A 20,971-nucleotide genomic window follows, 5' to 3' on the forward strand; every position below is an offset into this window, starting at 1 on the left:
ACAAACAGAGCGAGAAGAGGGAGTCACCTATGAGCGACCCCGGCAGGCAAGTCGCCGACACTGTCCGGACCGGCACGGTCGTCAAAGCCGTCACCGCCGAACGCAGCATCGGCCAGCTGTTCGCCTCGGCGACCGCGGAGATGTCCGCGCTGGTACACGACGAGATCGCGCTGGCCAAGGCGGAGCTGCGACAGGACGTCAGGCGCGGCGTGGTCGGCGGCGCCGCCATCACCGTCGCGGGTGTCTTCGCGCTGTTCTCGCTTCCGGTGCTGAGCTTCGCCGCCGCGTACGGGATCCACAATCTGGGCCTCGGTCTCGCCTGGTCGTTCCTCATCGTGGGAGGAGCGTTCCTGGTGCTCGCCGGGCTGCTCGCCGGACTCGCCCTGCTGAAGTTCAAGAAGGTCAAGCCGCCGGAGAAGTCCATCGCCTCGGCCAAGGAGACGGCGGCCGTACTGCAGAACGTGAAGCCCCACCCACGCGAGTTCCGGACGAGCCCCAAGTCTGTGGCACGCTCGTCTGCATGACGGCCCCTGATTCCGACCCCGGCAAGACCCTCCGCCCGCCGCCCGGTTCGACGCCCGGCTCGAACCCGGGCGCGACCGCCGGTTCGGCTCAGGGTGCGACGACCGCCTCCGCCGTACGCCTCGACGGTCCCTGGACCCATCGGGACGTGGCTGCCAATGGTGCGCGCTTCCATATCGCCGAGGTGGGTGACGGGCCCCTGGTGTTGCTGCTCCATGGCTTTCCGCAGTTCTGGTGGACCTGGCGCCATCAGCTGACCGCGCTCGCGGACGCCGGCTACCGCGCCGTGGCCATGGACCTGCGGGGTGTGGGCGGCAGCGACCGTACGCCGCGCGGATACGACCCCGCCAATCTGGCGCTCGACATCACCGGCGTGGTGCGCTCGCTCGGTGAGCCCGACGCCGCGCTCGTCGGTCATGACCTGGGCGGTTATCTCGCCTGGACCGCGGCCGTCATGCGGCCCAAGCTGGTGCGCCGGCTCGCCGTCTCCTCCATGCCGCATCCGCGCCGCTGGCGTTCGGCGATGCTCTCCGACTTCGCGCAGAGCAGGGCCGGGTCGTACATCTGGGGCTTTCAGCGCCCCTGGATCCCGGAGCGTCAGCTTGTCGCGGACGACGCGGCACTGGTCGGCCGGCTGATCCGGGACTGGTCGGGGCCCGGCCTGCCCGACGAGGAGGCGATCGCGGTCTACCGGCGGGCCATGACCATCCCCTCGACCGCGCACTGTTCGATCGAGCCCTACCGCTGGATGGTGCGGTCGATGGCGCGTCCTGACGGCATCCAGTTCAACCGGCGGATGAAGCGCGCGGTGCGGGTGCCGACGCTCCAGCTCCACGGCTCGCTCGATCCGGCGATGCGGACGCGCAGCACGGCGGGCTCGGCCGAGTATGTGGAAGCCCCCTATCGCTGGCGGCTCTTCGACGGGCTGGGGCACTTTCCGCACGAAGAGGATCCGGCGGCGTTCTCCGCGGAACTCATCAACTGGCTGAAGGACCCCGAGCCGGACCGCTGAGTGCGGACCGCCGACCGGGACCGGGGCCGTCCGCGCCGGGTGCCGGCCGGGGCCGCCGAGTCCCCCACCGGACCGGTGCGCCGCTCCGTACCGCCGTCCCGGCCACTCAGCCGGACGGCTGATCCCGGCCGTTGTTCTCGATGAGGTCGACCACCCTTTGAATACTTGTCATATGAACTGCCAATTGCCTCACGCATAGGCCAATTGGCCCCCTTCCGCGCGATTACCGACCTTGGGGCAGGGGCAGACGTCCGGGTATGGGCTGGACGCACGACTACGGTGACGCAGCACGCAACCGCCGCTCGGCCTCAGCGCCGATCACCCACGAGAGGGGCGCCCCGGAACACCAGGGCCACGATCCCCGGCTCGGCATTCCTCTTATCCTCCGCCGCAGGGCCCGCTGGGTCTCGGCCCGGCTGCGCCATCAACGCATTTAGGGCTTACCGGGACGAACCAGGCACAACGGCACCGTACATGCCGGGTGTCACGTACCGGGCGGAGCGCCTCAGGGGGTGATTACAGCGCGCACTGCTGGCTGTCGACCTCCTGGTTGGCGGTCCGCCCGAGCGCGATGTCGTCGCGGATCTCGTCAGCCGTCAGGGCATAGCCGGTCTGGGCGTCGTCGAGCGACCGCGCGAAGATGACGCCGTACACCTCGCCCTCCGGGGTGAGCAGCGGGCCACCCGAGTTGCCCTGGCGCACCGTCGCGAAGAGTGAGTAGACATCACGGCGCACCTCGCCGCGACGGTAGATGTCGGGGCCGTTGGCGTTGATACGGCCCCGGACCCGGGCGGAGCGTACGTCGTACGCGCCGTTCTCCGGGAAGCCCGCGACGATCGCGCCGTCTCCGCTGCCGGCGTCCGCGTCGGTGAACTTGAGCGGGGTCGCCCGGAGGTCCGGCACATCCAGTACGGCGATGTCGCGCTGCCAGTCGTAGAGCACGACCTTGGCGTCGTACAGCCGTCCCTGGCCGCCTATCTGGACCGTGGGCTCCGACACGCCACCCACCACATGCGCGTTGGTCATCACCCGGCGGTCCGCGAAAACGAAGCCGGACCCTTCCAGGACCTTGCCGCAGCTCGGCGCCGTACCGACGACCTTGACGATGGACCTCTGGGCGCGGGACGCGACCGGGCTGCCCGCGAGCGCCGGGTCCGGCGGGCGCACCTCGGTGATGGGCTCATTGGCGAACGGGCTGAAGACCTGCGGGAAGCCGTTCTGGGCGAGGACGGACGAGAAGTCCGTGAACCACGTCGACGCCTGACTGGGCACCACCCGGGAGACCCCGAGCAGCACCTTGGAGCTGCGGACCTCCTTGCCGAGCGTGGGCAGCGAGGTCCCGGCGAGCGCGGAGCCGATCAGCCACGCGACCAGCAGCATGGCCACGACATTCACCAGCGCGCCACCGGTGGCGTCCAGGGCACGGGCGGGCGACCAGGTGATGTAGCGGCGCAGCTTGTTGCCGAGGTGCGTGGTGAACGCCTGGCCGACGGAGGCGCAGACGATCACAATCACCACGGCGACGACGGCGGCCGTGGTGGAGACCTCGGAGCCCTCGGTGAGCTGGTCCCACACGACGGGGAGCAGATAGACCGCGACGAGACCGCCCCCGAGGAAGCCGATCACCGACAGAATGCCGACGACGAAGCCCTGGCGGTAACCGACGATCGCGAACCACACGGCGGCGAGCAGCAGCAGGATGTCCAGCACGTTCACCGTCAATAGCCTCGCTAGCCTCGCAGATACGTCTCCGGTCGCCCCGCCCGGCGGTACGGAGCCGCGGCCGCCCGCGCCGGGCCGCCGGTGTCAGAGCCCCGGAAGGGCACAGCACTGGGTCAGGGTGTCATGCGCGCCAGTCGAGCGGGACCCGCTTGGAGCGGTCCCACGGCCGCTCCCATCCCGCGAAATGCAGAATCCGGTCAATTACCCCCGCCGTGAAACCCCAGACCAGAGCGGATGCGACCAGAAACGCCGGGCCGGTGTGACCGCTCGGATGGACGGCGGTCACGCGGTTGGCCGGATCCGTGAGATCCGCCACGGACGCAGTGAAGACCCGGGCCGTCTCCATGGGGTCGACCACCCCGACCGGGGTGGGTTCGCGCCACCAGCCGAGGACGGGCGTCACCACGAAGCCGCTCACCGGGATGTAGAGCTTGGGCAGGACACCGAAGAGCTGGACACCGGCCGGGTCGAGACCGGTCTCCTCCTCGGCCTCGCGCAGCGCGGCCACCAGCGGGCCCGTGGTCGCGGGATCCCCGTCCTCCGGATCGAGGGAGCCGCCGGGGAACGACGGCTGCCCCGGGTGTGAGCGCAGATTCCCGGCCCGCTCCATGAGCAGCAGCTCCGGGCCGTGTTCGCCCTCGCCGAAGAGGACGAGCACGGCGGACTGTCTGCCGCCGCTCACCGGCGGCAGGAAACGGCTGAGCTGCTCGGGGACGACCGTCCGCGCGGTCCGCACGACGGGCGTGAGCCATTCGGGCAGCCCCTCGGTGCTGACGGCGTACCGCGTCGTCGGGTCTTCACAGGTCTCTTCAGCGCGCGTCATCGCCACCCCCGCCGTACAACGCCTGCTGTCGGCCTGATCGTTCCGTCCTCATCCGGCTCCACTCATTCGTGTCCGGACAAGCCCGTGTCCTGACAAGCCCTGGCTCACTCGTACGACGCCGGCCGTCATCCGCGCCGGTCGCTCATGGTCCACCGCGCCACCCCGCGGCGCGGATGTCCCGGCCTCATTCCGCGCCCGGAGGCGTGCCCAGCGGCGGGGCCGGCTTGCCCGGGTAGTCGGCGGGCGGGCTCAGGCGCTGGCCCGGATAGCCGCCCATCTCGTACTTGAGCAGCTTCTTCGCCTTTTCCGGATCCGTCTCGCCCTCGCCGTACGAAGGACAGAGATGCGCGATCGGACAGGCACCGCAGGCCGGCTTGCGGGAGTGGCAGATCCGGCGGCCGTGGAAGATCACCCGGTGCGAGAGCATCGTCCACTCGCTCTTGGGGAAGATCGCGGCGATGTCCGCCTCGACCTTCTCCGGGTCTTCCTGGTCGGTCCACTTCCAGCGGCGGACCAGCCGGCCGAAGTGGGTGTCGACGGTGAGGCCGGGGACACCGAAGGCGTTGCCCAGCACGACATTGGCCGTCTTGCGGCCCACGCCCGGCAGCGTCACCAGGTCCTCCAGCCGGCCCGGCACCTCGCCGCCGAAGCGGTCCCGGAGCGCGGTGGACAGACCGATGAGGGACCTCGCCTTGGCCCGGAAGAAACCGGTCGGCCGGACGGCCTCCTCCAGCTCCTCCGGCACGGCCGCCGCCATGTCCTCGGGCGTCGGATAGCGCTTGAACAGCGCGGGGGTGGTCTGGTTGACCCGGAGGTCGGTCGTCTGGGCGGAGAGGACCGTGGCCACCAGAAGCTCGAACGGATTCCGGAAGTCCAGCTCGGGATGGGCGTACGGATAGACCTCGGCCAGCTCACGGTTGATCCGGCGGGCCCGGCGGACCATCGCCAGCCGCGACTCCGGCTTGGCGGCGGATTTCCGTACGGCCGCGCCGCCAGAACCGGAGGGTGTCTCCGCCTGGAGGTCCGGGAGAGGCTCCCGCCTTCCCTTTGACCCTTTTGCGGCTTTTTTCGCTTTCGCCGAAGGCTGTTCGCCCACAGCGGAATTACGCTCCGCGGACACTCTTCCAGCCCCCTTGGCCTGCGCTGTCACCGGCGAGTCGGACACCCGGCCAGCCTAAAGCCCCGCACCGACATCCGCCCCGGGCACGGCCGATCACCACCCGAATCGGCTCCCGGGGCATGGCCCGCCACAGCGGTGGGCCAGACTTGTGACCGATCGCACGCTTTCGAACAGCCAGACCCGGGAAGCGGACGAAGCAGCTCAGCGATGCCGAGCCTCCGAGAAGAAGTGTCACGTACGGCATCATGGGGACGACGGTTTCCTGAGCAGGTCGACAAGGAGAGAACACGTGGACGACGTTCTGCGGCGTGCCCCGCTCTTCGCGGCGCTCGATGACGAGCAGGCCGCGGAGCTCCGCGCCTCGATGAGTGAAGCGACGCTCGCCCGCGGCGACGCGCTCTTCCACGAGGGCGACCCCGGTGACCGGCTGTACGTGGTCACCGAGGGCAAGGTCAAGCTCCACCGCACCTCCCCCGACGGCCGCGAGAACATGCTGGCCGTGCTCGGTCCCGGCGAGCTGATCGGCGAGCTGTCCCTCTTCGACCCGGGCCCGCGCACCGCCACCGCCACCGCGCTCACCGAGGTCAAGCTCCTCGGTCTCGGCCACGGCGACCTCCAGCCCTGGCTGAACGCCCGGCCGGAAGTGGCCACGGCCCTGCTGCGCGCCGTCGCCCGCCGGCTCCGCAAGACCAATGACCAGATGTCGGACCTGGTCTTCTCCGACGTCCCGGGCCGGGTGGCCCGCGCGCTCCTCGATCTGTCGCGCCGCTTCGGCGTGCAGTCCGAGGAGGGCATCCATGTCGTCCACGACCTGACGCAGGAGGAGCTGGCCCAGCTCGTCGGCGCCTCCCGCGAGACGGTCAACAAGGCCCTCGCCGACTTCGCCCAGCGTGGCTGGCTGCGCCTGGAGGCGCGTGCGGTGATCCTGCTGGACGTGGAGCGTCTCGCGAAGCGTTCGCGCTGAACCGGCCGGCCCGGCTTGCCCGCTCCCGGGCACCGGGCCGCCGCGCTCAGATCAGGCCGTGCTCGCGCAGGTACTGGAGCTGGGCGCGCACCGACAGCTCCGCCGCCGGCCACAGGGACCTGTCCACGCCCGCGTACACCCGCGCCACCACCTCCGAAGGGGTGCGGAGGCCGTTCTCGACGGCCGTCTCCACCTGCGCGAGCCGGCTCGCGCGGTGGGCGAGGTAGAACTCGACCGCGCCCTGGGCGTCGTCCAGCACGGGTCCGTGGCCGGGCAGCACCGTACGGACACCGTCGTCGACCGTGAGCGAGCGGAGCCTGCGCAGCGAGTCCAGATAGTCGCCGAGCCGGCCGTCCGGGTGCGACACCATCGTTGTACCGCGCCCGAGGACGGTGTCCCCGGTCAGCACCGCGCCGTCGGCCGGCAGATGGAAGCAGAGCGAGTCCGCCGTGTGGCCCGGGGTCGGTACGACCCTCAGCTCCAGCCCGCCCGTGGTGATGACGTCCCCGGCGGCCAGCCCCTCGTCACCGAGCCGCAGCGCCGGGTCCAGGGCCCTGACCGGGGTACGCGTCAGCGCGGCGAAGCGCGCCGCGCCCTCCGCGTGGTCCGGGTGCCCATGGGTGAGAAGGGTCAGCGCGATCCGCTTCCCGGCCCGCTCGGCGGCGGTGACGACCGCCTTGAGGTGGCCGTCGTCGAGGGGGCCCGGATCGATGACCACCGCGAGCGCGGAGTCCGGCTCCGAGACGATCCAGGTGTTGGTGCCGTCGAGGGTCATCGCGGAGGCGTTCGGCGCGAGGACATTGACGGCGCGGGCGGTGGCGGGGCCGGACAGCGCTCCGCCGCGCGGCTGACCGGGGAGTGCGGCGGCTTCGGTCATCGGGGGCCTCCGGACAGGTCGGACGCGGGCCGGCCGGCCCGGGCGGCGGCGGACTCGTCGGACGGTGCGACAGGGGCGACGCGTTTGGTGAACTCCTCGTGCCCCGGCCAGCTCAGCACCAGTTCACCGCCTTCCAGCGCGGCCGTGGCCAGTACGGGGGTCAGATCGCGGCCCGCGGCGTCCGCGAGCGCCTCGGCGGCCGCCCGGTACGGCTGGAGCTGACGCAGCGTCGACACGGTCGGCGGCATCATCAGCAGCTCTCCCCTGTCGTACGCCTCCGTCGCCTCCGCCGGTCTGATCCACACCGTACGGTCGGCCTCCGTCGAGGCGTTCCTGGTCCGCTGGCCCGCCGGCAGTGCGGCCACGAAGAACCAGGTGTCGTAGCGGCGCGGTTCGAACTCCGGGGTGATCCAGCGCGCCCACGCCCCGAGCAGATCGCTGCGCAGTACCAGCCCGCGCCGGTCCAGGAAGTCCGCAAACGACAGATCACGGTCGACAAGAGCGGCGCGGTCGGCCTCCCAGTCGTCACCGGTGGTGTCACCGACGACGGTCCCCTCGGTCGGCCCCGCCAGCAGGACGCCGGCCTCCTCGTATGTCTCGCGGACGGCCGCGCAGACGATGGCCTGTGCGGACGCGGTGTCCACACCGAGCCGCCGGGCCCAGACGTCCCGGCCGGGCCCGGCCCAGCCGACGAGCCGGTCGTCGTCCCGGGGATCGACTCCGCCACCCGGGTACGCGTACGCCCCCGCGGCGAAGGCCATGGAGGCCCGTCGCCGCAGCAAGTGCACGGCCGGTCCGCCGGGGCCGTCGCGCAGGAGCATCACCGTCGCGGCCCGCCGCGGAGTCACGGCCGTGATCTCACCGGCGGCGAGGGCACGGATCCGCTCGGGCCATTCGGGCGGGTACCACTGACCATTGGGCATGGCCGGATGCTATGCGCTGGCGGCGGTATGTTCGAGGGCCGGTTTCGCCGGGCCGCCCGACGCGAAGATCCCGCCCGGCGGGCGCGGGGCGCGCGTACCGGGCGGGATCCGCGAAGCGACACCGCCGTCAGGGGCCGGCCGGTCAGTCCTCGGTCAGCTCGACCTGGATCTCGACCTCGACGGGCGCGTCCAGCGGCAGGACAGCCACACCCACCGCGCTGCGGGCGTGCACGCCCTTGTCACCGAGCACCTGGCCGAGCAGTTCGCTCGCGCCGTTGATGACGGCCGGCTGGCCCGTGAAGTCCGCGGCCGAGGCGACAAAGCCGACGACCTTGACCACCCGCGCGATCCGGTCCAGGTCACCGGTGACCGACTTCACAGCGGCCAGGGCGTTCAGCGCACAGGTACGGGCGAGTTCCTTGGCCTCCTCCGGCGTGACCTCGGCACCGACCTTGCCGGTGACCGGCAGCTTGCCCTCCACCATCGGGAGTTGGCCCGAGGTGTAGACGTAGGCACCCGTCCGCACGGCCGGCTGGTAGGCGGCCAGCGGCGGCACCACCTCGGGGAGCGTCAGCCCCAGTTCGGCGAGGGCGGACTCGACGGTTCCCCTCATGCGGACTTCTCCCGCTTGAGGTAGGCGACGAGCTGTTCGGGGTTGTTCGGCCCGGGGACGACCTGGACGAGCTCCCAGCCGTCCTCGCCCCAGGTGTCCAGAATCTGCTTGGTCGCGTGCACGAGAAGGGGCACGGTCGCGTATTCCCACTTGGTCATGGAGGCGACTGTAGCCGTACGCCGGGAAGCCTTGTGCGTAGCCTGCGGCCTTACTGGTTAGGCTCAAATATGTGAGCAGGCTCCAAGTCGTCAGCGGCAAGGGCGGTACCGGTAAGACGACGGTCGCCGCCGCCCTCGCGCTCGCCCTCGCGACCGAGGGAAAGCGCACGCTCCTCGTCGAGGTCGAGGGCAGACAGGGCATCGCACAGCTTTTCGAGACCGAGGCCCTCCCCTACGAGGAGCGGAAGATCGCCGTCGCCTCGGGCGGTGGTGAGGTGTACGCGCTGGCGATCGACGCGGAGCGCGCCCTTCTCGACTACCTCCAGATGTTCTACAAGCTCGGCGGGGCGGGCCGGGCGCTCAAAAAGATCGGCGCCATCGACTTCGCGACGACCATCGCACCCGGCGTCAGGGACGTCCTGCTGACCGGCAAGGCGTGCGAGGCGGTGCGCAGGCGCGACCGGCAGGGACGTTTCGCCTATGACTACGTGGTGATGGACGCCCCGCCCACCGGCCGCATCACCCGCTTCCTCAATGTGAACGACGAGGTGGCCGGGCTGGCGAAGATCGGCCCCATACACAATCAGGCCCAGGCCGTGATGCGGGTCCTGAAGTCACCGGAGACCGCCGTGCACCTGGTGACGCTGCTGGAAGAGATGCCCGTCCAGGAGACCGCGGACGGCATCGCCGAGCTGAGGGCCGCCGAGCTGCCGGTAGGCAATGTGATCGTGAACATGGTGCGTCCGCACCTCCTCGACGAGGCAGCCGTCCGCGCCGCCTCGGGCGACCGCCGCAAGGAGGTCGCCAAGGTGCTCGCCACGGCCGGGCTGAGCGCGCCCACGAAGCTCGTCGGTCCGCTCCTCGAACAGGCCGCGGAGCACGCCCAGCGCGTCGAGCTGGAGCGCGAGCAGCGGGCCGCTCTGGCGAAGCTGGGGCTGCCCGCCCACGAACTCCCTCTGATCGGCGAGGGAATGGATCTCGCCGGTCTCTACCGGCTGGCGGGAGAGCTACGGCGACTTGGGGAGGTCTTCTCATGACCCTGGACCCGGCGGCTGCCCCGCTCGACATCGATCCGCTGCTCGACGACCCGGCCACCCGCATCATCGTGTGCTGCGGTTCGGGCGGCGTCGGCAAGACGACGACCGCCGCGGCCCTCGGCGTACGGGCGGCCGAGCGCGGCCGGAAGGTGGTCGTCCTGACGATCGACCCGGCCCGGCGGCTGGCCCAGGCCATGGGGATCGACTCGCTCGACAACACCCCGCGGCGGGTGAAGGGGGTCGACGGCCCCGGCGAACTGCACGCCATGATGCTCGACATGAAGCGCACCTTCGACGAGATCGTCGAGGCGCACGCGGACGGCGACCGGGCCCGCGCCATTCTGGAGAACCCCTTCTACCAGTCCCTGTCGGCCGGTTTCGCGGGCACGCAGGAGTACATGGCGATGGAGAAGCTGGGGCAGCTCCGGGGCCGCGACGAATGGGACCTGATCGTTGTCGACACCCCGCCGTCGCGCTCCGCGCTGGACTTCCTGGACGCGCCGAAGCGGCTCGGGTCCTTCCTCGACGGGAAGTTCATCAGGCTGCTGATGACCCCGGCGAAGATGGGCGGCCGGGCCGGCATGAAGTTCCTGAACGCCGGCATGTCGATGATGACCGGCACGCTCGGAAAACTGCTCGGTGGTCAGCTCCTGCGTGACGTACAGACGTTCGTGGCGGCGATGGACACGATGTTCGGCGGTTTCCGTACCCGCGCGGACGCGACGTACCGCCTGCTCCAGGCGCCGGGGACGGCCTTTCTGGTGGTCGCGTCGCCCGAGCGGGACGCGCTGCGGGAGGCGGCGTACTTCGTCCAGCGGCTGGCCGCCGAGGAGATGCCGCTGGCCGGTCTGGTCCTCAACCGGGTCCATGGCAGCGGCGCCGCGCGGCTGTCGGCCGAGCGGGCGCGGGCGGCGGCAGAAAATCTTGAAGAGGGCCGCATTGTGGATCAGGGGCCCGGGAAGACTGAAGCTCGTGGCACTGCTGCCCCGGACGGCTTTTCTCCCGAAGCCTCCGAGGCGCATGGAGCCCCCGACGCCACCGGAGCCACTGAAGCCGCAGCCCCCGAGAGCCGCACGAGCCGCCTGTCATCGCCCATGCCCGACCCGAGCACATCTGCGTCATCCCTGACATCCCCGACATCCGCAGTCCCGTCAGAGCCTTCTTCCGCGCCTGCTTCTGTCACAAGTGTGGAACAGCTCACCGCGGGTTTGCTGCGCCTGCACGCCGAGCGGATGCAGGTGGTGGCGCGTGAGCAGCGCACGCGCGACCGCTTCACCGCGCTCCACCCCGAGGTGGCCGTGGTCGAGGTGGCGGCCCTGCCCGGCGATGTCCATGACCTCGCGGGGCTCAGGGCCATCGGTGAACGCCTCGCGACCGGTCGCCCCACGACCTGACAGGGCCCGGCCGGGCGAAGGTCCGCTTCAGCCCGCGCCGAAGCGCCGGACCTCCAGCTCACCGCCGGGTCATGTCCCGTCGGCCAGGACCAGGGGCCGCCTGCGGGCTACCCCACCGCCGCGTACGTCTCGTACGTCTCGTCGTCCTCCAAGCCCACGGGCAACAGGCCCGCACTGCGCTCGTACTCCGTACGCGCGGTCTCGAGCAGCCGTCGCCACGAGGTGACGGTCGGTCGCCTGCGCAGCAGTGCGCGGCGCTCCCGCTCGGTCATACCGCCCCATACGCCGAATTCGACGCGGTTGTCCAGCGCGTCGGCCAGGCACTCGGTCCGCACCGGGCACCCGGTGCACACCGCCTTGGCCCTGTTCTGCGCCGCTCCCTGCACAAACAATTCATCCGGATCGGTAGTGCGGCATGCTGCCTGCGCACTCCAGTCGGTTACCCAGCCCATCCCGGCGCCGTCCTCTCCCGAATCGAGGCTCCCCCACGGCGGTAGCGGCATATTCACCGCTGCCAGTTGAGGACGTTACGGAAGGTGGACACAGCGCAACACCCCCTTCGGGCCCAATCTTGAATGGCCCGAACGGACTATGCGTACGCGGCAGATCACCCAGGGGAGTGACCCGAGGGCATAAAAGACCAACCCGGTCATAGCCGGGCATTTCACTTGAGTCGCGAGGGGTATTTAATGATGAACGGGGCGATTCCGGACATGACTTCCGGTGTTTCGGGTTCACCGGACGTTCATATCGGAGGCTTGATGCGCAACCCCACTGCTGTGACAGTTGAGAACAGCTTAGGCCAGAGCCTTGACGTGTGTCCGGCGAATGAGAACGTAGGCTGCCCCCATGCCAAAGAAGCGCTCGGGCGGGGGTCTGACCGGGACCCAGCAGGCCGCCAAGTTCCTCGGTGTCAGCTTGCTCGCGGGAGCCGTGCTGGCCGGTATCGCTCTGCCGGCCTTCGGTGTGCTGGGGCTCGCGGCCAAGGGGACGGTCGAGGAATTCGACGACATCCCAGCCAACCTCAAGACGCCGCCGCTGAGTCAGCGGACCACGATCCTGGACTCGCAGGGCGGACGCCTCGCCACGGTCTATTCGCGTGACCGCACCGTCGTGCCGCTGAAGGACATCTCTCCGTACATGCAGAAGGCGATCGTCGCGATCGAGGACTCGCGTTTCTACGAGCACGGTGCGATCGACCTCAAGGGTGTGCTGCGCGCCGTCAACCGCAACGCCCAGTCGGGTGGCGTCTCCGAGGGCGCCTCGACCCTGACCCAGCAGTATGTGAAGAACGTGTTCGTCGAGGAGGCCGGTGACGACCCGACCAAGGTCGCCGAGGCCACCCAGCAGACCCTGGGCCGCAAGATCCAGGAGCTGAAGTACGCGATCCAGGTCGAGAACGAACTGGGCAAGAAGAAGATCCTTGAGAACTACCTCAACATCACCTTCTTCGGCCAGCAGGCGTACGGCATCGAGGCGGCCTCCCAGCGCTACTTCTCCAAGCCCGCCAAGGACCTGAAGCTGGAGGAGGCGGCGATGCTCGCGGGCGTCGTCCAGTCACCCAGCCGGTTCGACCCGGTCAATGACGAGGAGGAGGCCACCAAGCGGCGCAATATCGTGTTGCAGCGGATGGCCGACGTCCGCGACATCTCCCAGCCGGAGGCCGACCGCGCCAAGGCCACGCCGATCAAGCTGAAGGTGAGCCGTCCGAAGAACGGCTGCATCACGGCGGTCAGCGGAGCCGGCTTCTTCTGTGACTACGTACGCGAGGTCTTCCTCACCGACCCGGTCTTCGGCAAGACCCGCGAGGAGCGGGCGAAGGTCTGGAACCAGGGCGGTCTGACGATCCGTACCACCCTGGACCCGCAGGCTCAGGAATCGGTTCAGGATTCGATCGCGAGCCATGTCAACCAGAGCGACAAGGTCGCCACGGCGGTGACCCTGGTCGAGCCGGGCACCGGCAAGATCGTGGGCATGGGCCAGTCCAAGGCGTACGGCTTCGGGAAGAACGAGACCCAGATCAACTTCTCGGTCGACCACGGCATGGGCGGCTCGAACTACGGCTTCCCGACCGGATCGACCTTCAAGCCCTTCCTGGCCACGGCGGCCATCGAGGAGGGTGTCCCGCCGACGCAGTCCTACCCCGCGCCGTACGAGATGCCGTACCCGGCCTCGATCCCGGCGTGCGGCGGCAAGCCGTGGACCAACATCGACGGCGACCGGGCCGAGAACGAGAACGAGTCCGAGGTCGGCCCGTACTCGCTCAAGGAGGCCATGGCCAAATCGGTCAACACGTACTTCGTGCAGATGATCGAACAGATCGGGCTCTGCCCCGTGACGGAGACGATCTCCAAACTGGGCATCGTCCAGGGTGACGGCAAGAAGCTCCCCGAGTCGCCGTCCGCCCTGACGCTGGGCTCGCAGGGCATCTCGCCGCTGCGGATGGCCAGCGCGTACGCCACCTTCGCGAACCGCGGCACCTACTGCACGCCCATCGCCATCGCCTCCATCAAGACGGCGGCGGGCGACGATCTCAAGGTCCCGCAGTCGTCCTGCTCCCGTGCCATGACGGAGAAGACCGCCGACACGATCAACACCCTGCTGAAGGGCGTGGTCGACTCGGGTACCGGTGAGCCGGCCGGACTCACCAGCCGTGACAACGCGGGCAAGACGGGTACGACGGACCAGCGGAAGAACGCCTGGTTCGTCGGGTACACCCCGAACATGTCCGGCGCGGTCTGGGTCGGCAGCCCCTCCCAGCAGGTCGAGATGGAGGACATCACGATCGGCGGCGAGTACCACCCGCTGGTGTTCGGTGGTGAGGTCCCCGGGCCGATCTGGAAGGACGCGGTGTCCGGCGCGCTGAGCGGCAAGCCGGCTCCCAACTTCGTGACCGTCGACATCCCGGACGCGCCGAAGGCCGGCCGGGGGGACGGTGACCCCAGCAAGCCCGGCGGAAACGGCGGCGGGGGGAACGGCGGCCGGGGCGACGGAAAGCCCGGTGACAACGGCGGGCAGGATCCGTTCCCGGGCCTGATCGGCGGCGGCGACAACGGCGGAAACGGGAACGGCGGGAACGGCGGACGCGGGGGCAATGGGAACGGCGGGAACGGGAACGGCGGCGGGTTCTTCCCGTAAACCCCGGCTTCCTCCCGTACGTCCCACGGTCTCCGGGTAACCCCGGGCCTCGCGCCACCCGCGCTATGACCACCGTGCCGGACCACGGCGCCGGACCGGGCTGAAGGGGTGCTCCACCTGGTGGAGCACCCCTTCGGTCTTTCCCGGTGCCTGTCCCGGCGCCTCTCCCGGCGCCGTGCGGCCGCGGCCGGTCCTCAGCCGGCGAGCGACCTCTTCACCAGGGCGGCGACCCGGCCGCCCTCGGCGCGGCCCGCCACCTTGGGGCTCACGATCTTCATGACCGCGCCCATGGCCCGCGGGCCCTCGGCGCCGGCCGCCTTCGCCTCTCCGACGGCCTGCTCGACGATCGCGCCCAGCTCCTCGTCGCTGAGCTGCGCCGGCAGATACGCGTCAAGGAGCAGACCCTCCGCCTTCTCCCGCTCCGCCTGCTCGGCACGGCCGCCCTGGGTGAAGGCCTCCGCCGCCTCACGGCGCTTCTTCGCCTCCTTGGCGATCACCTGCTGGACCTCGTCGTCGGAGAGCTCGCGCGCCGATGTGCCCGAGACCTCCTCCTTGGTGATCGCGGAAAGGGTCAGCCGGAGTGTGGCGGAGCGGAGCTCGTCGCGCGCCCTGATGGCGTCGGTGAGGTCTTCCTTGAGCTTGGACTTGAGGCTGGTCATAGGGGCAAGTGTGGCAGGTGCTCCGACGTGGCCGCCCGCGGATTTCGCACCCGTACGGCGTCTGCGACGATGGGCGCATGCGCGCACGATACGGAGTACCCCTGGGAATCGCGGCAGTCGGCGCGGCCGGCCTCGCCTACGCCGCCGGCTTCGAAGCTCGCTCGTTCCGGCTGCGGCGGGTCACCGTGCCCGTACTGCCGCGCGGAATGCGTGATCTTCGTGTTCTCCATGTCTCCGACATCCATATGGTGAGCGGACAGCGCAAGAAGCAGCGCTGGCTCCAGTCGCTGGCCGGGCTGCGTCCCGACTTCGTCGTCAACACCGGCGACAACCTCTCCGACCCGGAGGGCGTACCGGAGGTGCTTGACGCGCTGGGCCCTCTGATGGAGCTCCCGGGCGTCTATGTCTTCGGCTCGAACGACTACTACGGCCCGAAGCTGCGCAACCCGGCCCGCTATCTCTTCGAGAAGGCCCAGGGGCGCCACGGCCTGAACGGCAACGCACCGGCCGTCTCCGCGCTCCACAACCCGTGGGAACCAATGCGTGACGCCTTCGACGCGGCGGGCTGGGTGGGCCTCAGCAACACCCGGGGCCGGCTCAAGCTGGAGGGGTACGAGATCGCCTTCACCGGCGTCGACGATCCGCACATCAAGCGGGACAGGTACGAGCGGGTCGCGGGCGGCCCCGAGGCGGGCGCGGACCTGTCGATCGGTGTGGTCCACGCCCCGTATCTGCGCTCCCTCGACGCCTTCACCGCCGACGGCTATCCGCTGATCCTGGCCGGGCACACCCACGGCGGACAGCTCTGTGTCCCCTTCTACGGGGCACTGGTCACCAACTGCGACATCGACACGGACCGCGTCAAGGGCCTCTCCACCCACCGCTCGGGCGGCCACCGGGCCTACCTGCACGTCTCGGCGGGCTGCGGCACCAACCGCTACACCCCGGTCCGCTTCGCCTGCCCGCCCGAGGCCACCCTGCTGACGCTGACGCCGCCCGCCTGATCCCGGCCGCCGCCGGCCCGCGACCGGGCCAAAACCGGATTTCGTCTCCGGCCAGCGGTGGGCTAAAGTAATCGATGTCGCAGCGACACGGGCGACATCGGGGTGTAGCGCAGCTTGGCAGCGCGCTTCGTTCGGGACGAAGAGGTCGTGGGTTCAAATCCCGCCACCCCGACAGCTAAAACACCAGGTCAGGGGTCTGATCCGCTTAGCGGGTCGGGCCCCTGAGTGGTTCCTGGGGCCATCTTGGGAGCCGTTTGGGAGCCGAGTTCAGAATCTGGCTCCCGGGCAGCTCCCACCCCTCCCCACTGCGGCGCCGGCACACCGCAAGAAAGCCGCCGAGCACGAGAGCAAATGAAGTGCGCCACGGCCTGAGCCAGCAGCGAGATCACTCGCGGACAGGGCCTTGATGACTGACCGACGTCGTGACGTTCCTCGCTCCAGCTCCTTGGCAGCGCTCGGCCTCATACGAGCAGGAGGTCGGCGGTACCCGCTGCTCGGAACTTCCTCCGTCCTGTCCCTGCAACAGGAGCACGAGAAGTGTCACGACGACGGCCCCCACGGTGACGGGCGTCGCCAGTTCCTTCCACTTGTAGACCGCGTAAGCGGCCAGCAGACCGACCAAGAGCAAGAGAACGAGGTCCAGGTCGACGTGCCGGGTATCCATCCCTGTGTCCTTCGGCTTGGGCCTGCTCGCCGCACTTTCCATACGGGGGCGATCAGGCTCTGCTCGTAAGCCCCTGAGCGGAAGTGCCAGGAGCCCTGCACTCCAAAGGCTCGCGAAGTTCACCGCCGGATCCTGGCCGACATAATCGGGTGTCTTTCGCAGGCGGCAGGAGCCTGTCGGTGACCGGCGCTTGCGATAGTGGTCGTGTGGTGTCTGCAGATTTGACCGAGCACGGCGTCGTCCTGGGAGATGTCTACGGGTGGCCAGGGTGGGTGATCGAGGTTGATATCGATTGGCGGACGCGGAGTGCCAGGGAGGTTCGAGACATCGCGCCACCGCGCACCCGGCGCAATGCCCGGCGTCCATGCGACGACCCTGAGCTGGTAGAGCGGGTCAAGAAAACGGCCGAGGCATCTTTTGAGGCACCCCGCAGTGGGATCTGGCTTGTCTCACTGGGCCTTCCCTCACCCCACGGGAAGAAGAAGGACGGGGTGAGACTGCGTGCCGAGACCATCGCAACGCTGTACGGGTGCGCGCTGCGCCTCGGGCTCTCTCCTAGGCGCGCCATCTCCGAGGTGTACGGACTCCCCGTGACGGAGATGCCTGGTAAGCGAGCGCAGTATTCCCGGAAGTTGGAGCGGTGGATCGAACAAGCCCGTAAGACGGTCAACCCCGCCACGGGCCGACGGTATCTGTCGGCCTATGACTCTGAGCGGCACGCGCCGCGGTTGTGGCCTATCGGCCGCGGGCACCCGCTTGAGCCCCGCCGCGCCCGGCCAGCGCTGCCGGAGCCGATCCGGGAGGGACCGTACGCCGGGCGCGCATTGGCCTTGCGGGTAACCCGGACGTCACCGCCGACGCGGGAGGCACGGAAGGCTCAGGAGCAAGGGCGGCGACTGATCGGGCCCGACCTGTTCGTCGAGGGGCAATGGTCCAACGGTGAGGAACCGCCGTCTCTTCCGCCGCTGCAGGGAGTCAGCCCTGGGCAGACGCCCCGCCAGGTACAGGCCCTAGTCAAGGAACTGGAACGACGCTACCCCGGAGCCAAGGTCACGGCGACCGTCACCGCGCAGGCGATGGGGCAACCTGGCGACGCCACCTGACCTTGGTGAGCCCCTGTCGTTAACGGCGGCCTGCTTAGCGGCGGCTTCAGAGGCGAGGTCGGCAACCATCCGGCCGTGCTCGATCGTCCTTCCGGTATGTCACACCCGAGCCCCGAACCATCGTTGACCTCGCTTAGTTGGGTGCCCTGTGGCCACGGCACCACCCCGGACGACCCGGTCGGCTGCCGCGGTGTCGACGTCCCCGGCCATACCGCATGCCTCGCCCACCTGGCCGACGCCGAACGCGACGCCTACCTGCACAGCCTGACCCCCGGCACCAATATCGACCACAGCGGCACCACCTTCACCGAACCTCTTCTCGACGCCCTCCTTGATGCCCTGCGCGACCCCGCCACCGGATACCCCCGCGTCGGCGACGCCCGGTTCATATCGGCAACCTTCGAGGGCACCGCCGAGTTCGATTTTGCAACCTTCCAGGGCGAGGCCAGGTTCCGGTCAGCGATCTTTAAGGGCGACGCCGTGTTCGGGGCGGCGACCTTCCAGAGCGACGTCGGGTTCCGGTCGGCGATCTTTAAGGGCGACGCCGTGTTCGAAGCGGCGACCTTCGAGCGCACCGCCGAGTTCAGGGTGGCGACCTTTCAGAGCGACGCTCGGTTCGCGGGAGCGACGTTCCAGGGCGGCACCTGGTTCACGGACACGACCTTCCAGGGCAACGCCGAGTTCGAAGCGGCGACCTTCCAGGGAGACGCCTGGTTCGTAGGGGCGGTGTTCGGGCGGGCGGCCAGGCTCGGTCCGTTGGTGTGCGCCGGGCGAGTGATGTTGTCAGGGGCGGTGTTCGACGGCCCGGTGACCCTCTCATTGGCCTCGCGCCGCCTGGAGTGCCGGCGGACCCGCTGGTCGTCAACGGCCGAGATTCGTCTGCGCTACGCCACGGTTGACTTCGCACACGCGGTCTTCGAGTACCCCCTCACGATCGCCGCGGAGGCCGAGCCCTTCGTCCTCTCCTACGGACAGCCGATGCTCGGTGCCGGACATATTGGGCCGGCGCAGCTGGCGCCGGTGTACCGGGCGCTGCGCAAGTCGTTCGAGGACGGCAAGGACGAGCCGGGGGCGGCGGTTTTCTACTACGGCGAGATGGAGATGCGCCGCCATGACCGCACCGGCACCACCCGAGCCGAACGCGGACTGCTGCACGGCTACTGGCTGCTGTCCGGCTACGGTCTGCGTGCTTCCCGCGCCCTGGGCTGGCTCGCTGCCACCATGCTCCTCACCATTGGGCTGCTGATGGGCTGCGGGCTCCCGAAGGACTCCCCGAAGCAGGAAGCGACCGGAACCGTGCCGCCCGGCGGCGGCAGGGTCATCTTCGAGATCGACAAGGCTGATCCCCAGAACCCCACGGGGGACAGGTTCACCGGCGAGCGCTTCGACAAGGCCCTGAACGTCACCCTCAACTCGGTGGTGTTCCGCTCCAGCGGGCAGGACCTGACCACCACCGGCACCTACTTCGAGATGGCATCCCGCGTGATCGAGCCCATCCTTCTGGGCCTAGCGGTCCTGGCCGTCCGTAACCGTGTCAAACGCTGACCCAACCCGCCTGCAGCCCAGGGCCGACGCAATGCCTGCCGCCACCGATCACTTGTGCAACTGGTGTGACCGAACCCGCCATGAGCCACGGCACGGAAGATTTCAGTGCCCAGGTCACAGCCCTGCCCACTGAAATCTTCCGTGCGGTCCGAGATCTCACCGTCCGGACTTCGCCTAGCCTGTGCTACCGGCGCACACGCAAAAGGGCATCGAGCACGTGCACGGGCGACGTGGCGCACATCGCCAGACGGGCAGCGAGTGCTGCCTCCCATTGCTCGGTCAGGCCGAGCAGGAGGCGCTTGCGCATGCCAGGGGTGACGTGGGCATAGCGCGCCGAGACGGATCCATCGATGTGTCCCATGCGCTGGTCCATGAGGACCTTCTCTGTGCCGAGGTCCTCCATCACGGTCCTGTGGGTGTGGCGCAGTCCGTGAGGCGTGAGGCCCTTGGCAATCGGGAGCCAGCAGGCGTCGGCCCGTTGGCCGGCGCCGCGCCCTCGCGCGGGGACTCCTGGCCACGGCTCGCCGAGTAGCGGCACGGGTCGCGCATCCTGCGGGGCCTTCTTCGGGTACCAGCCCGATACCGCCGGGGTGAACAGCCACGTCGCAAAACCGTTCCTGCGCCAGTGGGCCGCAGGCTCCACCACCGCGCCGCCTCGTACGAACCCGAGGTCCGTGATGGCCTCCTCCACCCGAATTCGCGTCGCCTCAGCGACGCGATCGGGATGGTTGAGGACGTTGGACACCGTCCCCGTGGAGACTTCGGCACGGCGTGCGACGTCGACGAGTTTCGCACCGTGGTGGCCGCCCGTACGAGCCGTGCCCTGCCCGCGGAAGACGTAGGTCCTACCGTGGCAGGGGCAGGGCGTCGGCTTCGTGCGGGCGATGTGATTGGCGACCAGGGCGGACAGCCAGTCCATCGAGTCGAGGGTGCGATAGCTGTCGTCCTTGGGCGGGCAGCGCACCATTTCGCCCGAGTCCAGTTCGTACAGCTGCCATTCGACACGGACGGAGCCCGGTCGAGCGAACTCGGTCTCCAGGCCGACTATTTCGCCCCAGCGCATGCCGGTGTATCCCTTGAGGACGACGGCGACGAACTCGTCATCTCGGCCGGACAGCAGTGCTGCTCGTTCGGCGATCAACAGGATGCCGAGCGGATCGGTGACGACCTTCTCCGGACCTCGGTCACGGGAGCGGCCCGCGCGCTTGCCCCGCCCACGCCGCCTGGTCGCCGGGTTCGACGTGATCAGCCCTTCGTCGATCGCGTCCTCGTAGATCAGGTGGAACGTCGAGCGCCAGGTCTTGACGCTGGAGGCCGCGTACAGGGCCCTTTCCTTCTTCTCCCACCGGTCGACGTCCGAGCGCAGGATGCCGGCGAGGGCCTGGTCCCCGAAGTCGGGAAGCAGGTGCTCCTCGATGTGGCGCTTGTAGTTCTGCATCGTCGATGCGGCCAGGTCCTGGGCCTCGTACCAGCGGCTCGCGTACTCGCCGAAGGTCTCCTGGCCGAGTGCCGGGTCACGCCAGTCGCCGCGCCGGTACTTGTTCTCGGCCTCGCTCGCGGCGCGCTGAGCCTCGCCCTTGGTGGCGAACTTGATCGCCTTGCCCTGCTCGTCGACGACCGTGAGGTGCTTCCCAGGTGCGGTCTTGTATCGGCCACGCCAGTAGTTCGCGCGCTTCTCCGCGAAACCCACGCT

At 69.4% G+C, this 20,971-nt stretch carries 20 protein-coding genes and 1 tRNA gene; 10 read left to right on the forward strand and 11 right to left on the reverse strand.

Annotated elements, in window-relative coordinates:
• The first annotated feature begins 29 nt into the window (after positions 1-29).
• The 3 genes from ABZ707_RS20115 (at position 30) to ABZ707_RS20125 (ending at position 1,971) form a co-directional block, all read left to right on the forward strand.
• Entirely contained in the window at positions 30-524 is a 495-nt protein-coding gene (locus tag ABZ707_RS20115) for a phage holin family protein (protein ID WP_360176401.1), read from the forward strand.
• Positions 521-1,534, forward strand: a complete 1,014-nt coding sequence (locus ABZ707_RS20120; protein WP_360176404.1) for an alpha/beta hydrolase — start codon at positions 521-523, stop codon at positions 1,532-1,534. Before ABZ707_RS20115 ends, ABZ707_RS20120 begins: the two co-directional genes overlap by 4 nt.
• A gap of 257 nt (positions 1,535-1,791) precedes the next feature.
• A complete protein-coding gene (locus tag ABZ707_RS20125) occupies positions 1,792-1,971 on the forward strand; it encodes a hypothetical protein (protein WP_360176407.1) in 180 nt (59 codons plus the stop codon).
• Between the two features lie 79 nt (positions 1,972-2,050).
• Here the strand turns inward: ABZ707_RS20125 and ABZ707_RS20130 are convergent, their stop codons facing one another.
• The 3 genes from ABZ707_RS20130 to nth form a co-directional block, all read right to left on the reverse strand.
• Positions 2,051-3,250 (reverse strand): MarP family serine protease, encoded by a 1,200-nt coding sequence (locus tag ABZ707_RS20130; RefSeq protein WP_360176410.1) that lies wholly within the window; start codon positions 3,248-3,250, stop codon positions 2,051-2,053.
• A gap of 127 nt (positions 3,251-3,377) precedes the next feature.
• A complete protein-coding gene (locus tag ABZ707_RS20135; RefSeq protein ID WP_360176413.1) occupies positions 3,378-4,079 on the reverse strand; it encodes a CoA pyrophosphatase in 702 nt (233 codons plus the stop codon).
• A gap of 184 nt (positions 4,080-4,263) precedes the next feature.
• Complete coding sequence (gene nth, locus ABZ707_RS20140) at positions 4,264-5,199, reverse strand: endonuclease III (RefSeq protein WP_360176416.1); 936 nt, start codon at positions 5,197-5,199, stop codon at positions 4,264-4,266.
• Between the two features lie 289 nt (positions 5,200-5,488).
• On the opposite strand from nth, the gene ABZ707_RS20145 reads away from it, so the two are divergent.
• Positions 5,489-6,163: a Crp/Fnr family transcriptional regulator gene (locus ABZ707_RS20145; protein ID WP_015034542.1), complete on the forward strand. Its 675-nt coding sequence runs from the start codon at positions 5,489-5,491 to the stop codon at positions 6,161-6,163.
• A gap of 46 nt (positions 6,164-6,209) precedes the next feature.
• On the opposite strand, the gene ABZ707_RS20150 is transcribed toward ABZ707_RS20145, so the two are convergent.
• The 4 genes from ABZ707_RS20150 to ABZ707_RS20165 all read right to left on the reverse strand — a co-directional run bounded on the left by ABZ707_RS20150 (position 6,210) and on the right by ABZ707_RS20165 (position 8,734).
• Positions 6,210-7,040: an MBL fold metallo-hydrolase gene (locus tag ABZ707_RS20150; RefSeq protein ID WP_360176419.1), complete on the reverse strand. Its 831-nt coding sequence runs from the start codon at positions 7,038-7,040 to the stop codon at positions 6,210-6,212.
• Entirely contained in the window at positions 7,037-7,963 is a 927-nt protein-coding gene (locus tag ABZ707_RS20155; protein ID WP_360176422.1) for an NUDIX hydrolase, read from the reverse strand. Before ABZ707_RS20155 ends, ABZ707_RS20150 begins: the two co-directional genes overlap by 4 nt.
• A gap of 142 nt (positions 7,964-8,105) precedes the next feature.
• Complete coding sequence (locus ABZ707_RS20160) at positions 8,106-8,576, reverse strand: RidA family protein (RefSeq protein ID WP_360176425.1); 471 nt, start codon at positions 8,574-8,576, stop codon at positions 8,106-8,108.
• Positions 8,573-8,734 carry a DUF4177 domain-containing protein gene (locus ABZ707_RS20165; protein WP_075033571.1) on the reverse strand — a complete coding sequence of 54 codons (162 nt, stop codon included), beginning with the start codon at positions 8,732-8,734 and terminating at the stop codon, positions 8,573-8,575. The genes ABZ707_RS20160 and ABZ707_RS20165 overlap by 4 nt, the downstream gene beginning before the upstream one ends.
• 71 nt (positions 8,735-8,805) lie before the next feature.
• Here ABZ707_RS20165 and ABZ707_RS20170 point away from each other — a divergent pair, with 71 nt between their 5' ends.
• Both ABZ707_RS20170 and ABZ707_RS20175 read left to right on the forward strand, forming a co-directional pair.
• The gene (locus ABZ707_RS20170) at positions 8,806-9,771 is read left to right on the forward strand and encodes an ArsA-related P-loop ATPase (protein WP_360176428.1); all 966 of its coding nucleotides are present in this window, start codon (positions 8,806-8,808) and stop codon (positions 9,769-9,771) included.
• Positions 9,768-11,165, forward strand: coding sequence for an ArsA-related P-loop ATPase (locus ABZ707_RS20175; RefSeq protein WP_360176431.1), 1,398 nt, complete (start codon positions 9,768-9,770; stop codon positions 11,163-11,165). Before ABZ707_RS20170 ends, ABZ707_RS20175 begins: the two co-directional genes overlap by 4 nt.
• Positions 11,166-11,272: 107 nt before the next feature.
• Here the strand turns inward: ABZ707_RS20175 and ABZ707_RS20180 are convergent, their stop codons facing one another.
• Entirely contained in the window at positions 11,273-11,617 is a 345-nt protein-coding gene (locus ABZ707_RS20180; RefSeq protein ID WP_030353248.1) for a WhiB family transcriptional regulator, read from the reverse strand.
• Positions 11,618-12,014: 397 nt separating this feature from the next.
• On the opposite strand from ABZ707_RS20180, the gene ABZ707_RS20185 reads away from it, so the two are divergent.
• Positions 12,015-14,303, forward strand: a complete 2,289-nt coding sequence (locus ABZ707_RS20185; protein WP_360176434.1) for a transglycosylase domain-containing protein — start codon at positions 12,015-12,017, stop codon at positions 14,301-14,303.
• A gap of 194 nt (positions 14,304-14,497) precedes the next feature.
• Here ABZ707_RS20185 and ABZ707_RS20190 read toward each other — a convergent pair whose 3' ends face one another.
• A complete protein-coding gene (locus tag ABZ707_RS20190; protein WP_360176437.1) occupies positions 14,498-14,962 on the reverse strand; it encodes a GatB/YqeY domain-containing protein in 465 nt (154 codons plus the stop codon).
• 77 nt (positions 14,963-15,039) lie between these two features.
• Between ABZ707_RS20190 and ABZ707_RS20195 the strand changes: the two genes are divergently transcribed.
• Positions 15,040-15,966, forward strand: coding sequence for a metallophosphoesterase (locus ABZ707_RS20195; RefSeq protein WP_360176440.1), 927 nt, complete (start codon positions 15,040-15,042; stop codon positions 15,964-15,966).
• 98 nt (positions 15,967-16,064) lie between these two features.
• Positions 16,065-16,138 (forward strand) — tRNA-Pro (locus tag ABZ707_RS20200).
• 213 nt (positions 16,139-16,351) lie between these two features.
• On the opposite strand, the gene ABZ707_RS20205 is transcribed toward ABZ707_RS20200, so the two are convergent.
• Positions 16,352-16,630: a hypothetical protein gene (locus tag ABZ707_RS20205; RefSeq protein ID WP_360176443.1), complete on the reverse strand. Its 279-nt coding sequence runs from the start codon at positions 16,628-16,630 to the stop codon at positions 16,352-16,354.
• A gap of 1,244 nt (positions 16,631-17,874) precedes the next feature.
• Here ABZ707_RS20205 and ABZ707_RS20210 point away from each other — a divergent pair.
• Positions 17,875-19,278: a pentapeptide repeat-containing protein gene (locus ABZ707_RS20210; protein ID WP_360176783.1), complete on the forward strand. Its 1,404-nt coding sequence runs from the start codon at positions 17,875-17,877 to the stop codon at positions 19,276-19,278.
• Positions 19,279-19,462: 184 nt separating this feature from the next.
• Here the strand turns inward: ABZ707_RS20210 and ABZ707_RS20215 are convergent, their stop codons facing one another.
• Positions 19,463-20,968, reverse strand: a complete 1,506-nt coding sequence (locus ABZ707_RS20215; protein ID WP_360176446.1) for a LacI family DNA-binding transcriptional regulator — start codon at positions 20,966-20,968, stop codon at positions 19,463-19,465.
• Positions 20,969-20,971: the final 3 nt, after the last annotated feature.

It is taken from the genome of Streptomyces sp. NPDC006923 (assembly GCF_040635655.1).
GTDB lineage: Bacteria > Actinomycetota > Actinomycetes > Streptomycetales > Streptomycetaceae > Streptomyces.

Bases quoted from the DNA above. Each gene is read 5' to 3' on its own strand.
- ABZ707_RS20115 (WP_360176401.1), top strand. From the start codon at position 30: ATGAGCGACCCCGGCAGGCAAGTCGCCGACACTGTCCGGACCGGCACG.
- ABZ707_RS20165 (WP_075033571.1), bottom strand. From the start codon at position 8,734: ATGACCAAGTGGGAATACGCGACCGTGCCCCTTCTCGTGCACGCGACC.
- ABZ707_RS20190 (WP_360176437.1), bottom strand. From the start codon at position 14,962: ATGACCAGCCTCAAGTCCAAGCTCAAGGAAGACCTCACCGACGCCATC.
- ABZ707_RS20205 (WP_360176443.1), bottom strand. From the start codon at position 16,630: ATGGATACCCGGCACGTCGACCTGGACCTCGTTCTCTTGCTCTTGGTC.
- ABZ707_RS20135 (WP_360176413.1), bottom strand. From the start codon at position 4,079: ATGACGCGCGCTGAAGAGACCTGTGAAGACCCGACGACGCGGTACGCC.
- ABZ707_RS20195 (WP_360176440.1), top strand. From the start codon at position 15,040: ATGCGCGCACGATACGGAGTACCCCTGGGAATCGCGGCAGTCGGCGCG.
- ABZ707_RS20185 (WP_360176434.1), top strand. From the start codon at position 12,015: ATGCCAAAGAAGCGCTCGGGCGGGGGTCTGACCGGGACCCAGCAGGCC.
- ABZ707_RS20150 (WP_360176419.1), bottom strand. From the start codon at position 7,040: ATGACCGAAGCCGCCGCACTCCCCGGTCAGCCGCGCGGCGGAGCGCTG.
- ABZ707_RS20180 (WP_030353248.1), bottom strand. From the start codon at position 11,617: ATGGGCTGGGTAACCGACTGGAGTGCGCAGGCAGCATGCCGCACTACC.
- ABZ707_RS20155 (WP_360176422.1), bottom strand. From the start codon at position 7,963: ATGCCCAATGGTCAGTGGTACCCGCCCGAATGGCCCGAGCGGATCCGT.
- ABZ707_RS20120 (WP_360176404.1), top strand. From the start codon at position 521: ATGACGGCCCCTGATTCCGACCCCGGCAAGACCCTCCGCCCGCCGCCC.
- ABZ707_RS20125 (WP_360176407.1), top strand. From the start codon at position 1,792: ATGGGCTGGACGCACGACTACGGTGACGCAGCACGCAACCGCCGCTCG.
- ABZ707_RS20175 (WP_360176431.1), top strand. From the start codon at position 9,768: ATGACCCTGGACCCGGCGGCTGCCCCGCTCGACATCGATCCGCTGCTC.
- ABZ707_RS20160 (WP_360176425.1), bottom strand. From the start codon at position 8,576: ATGAGGGGAACCGTCGAGTCCGCCCTCGCCGAACTGGGGCTGACGCTC.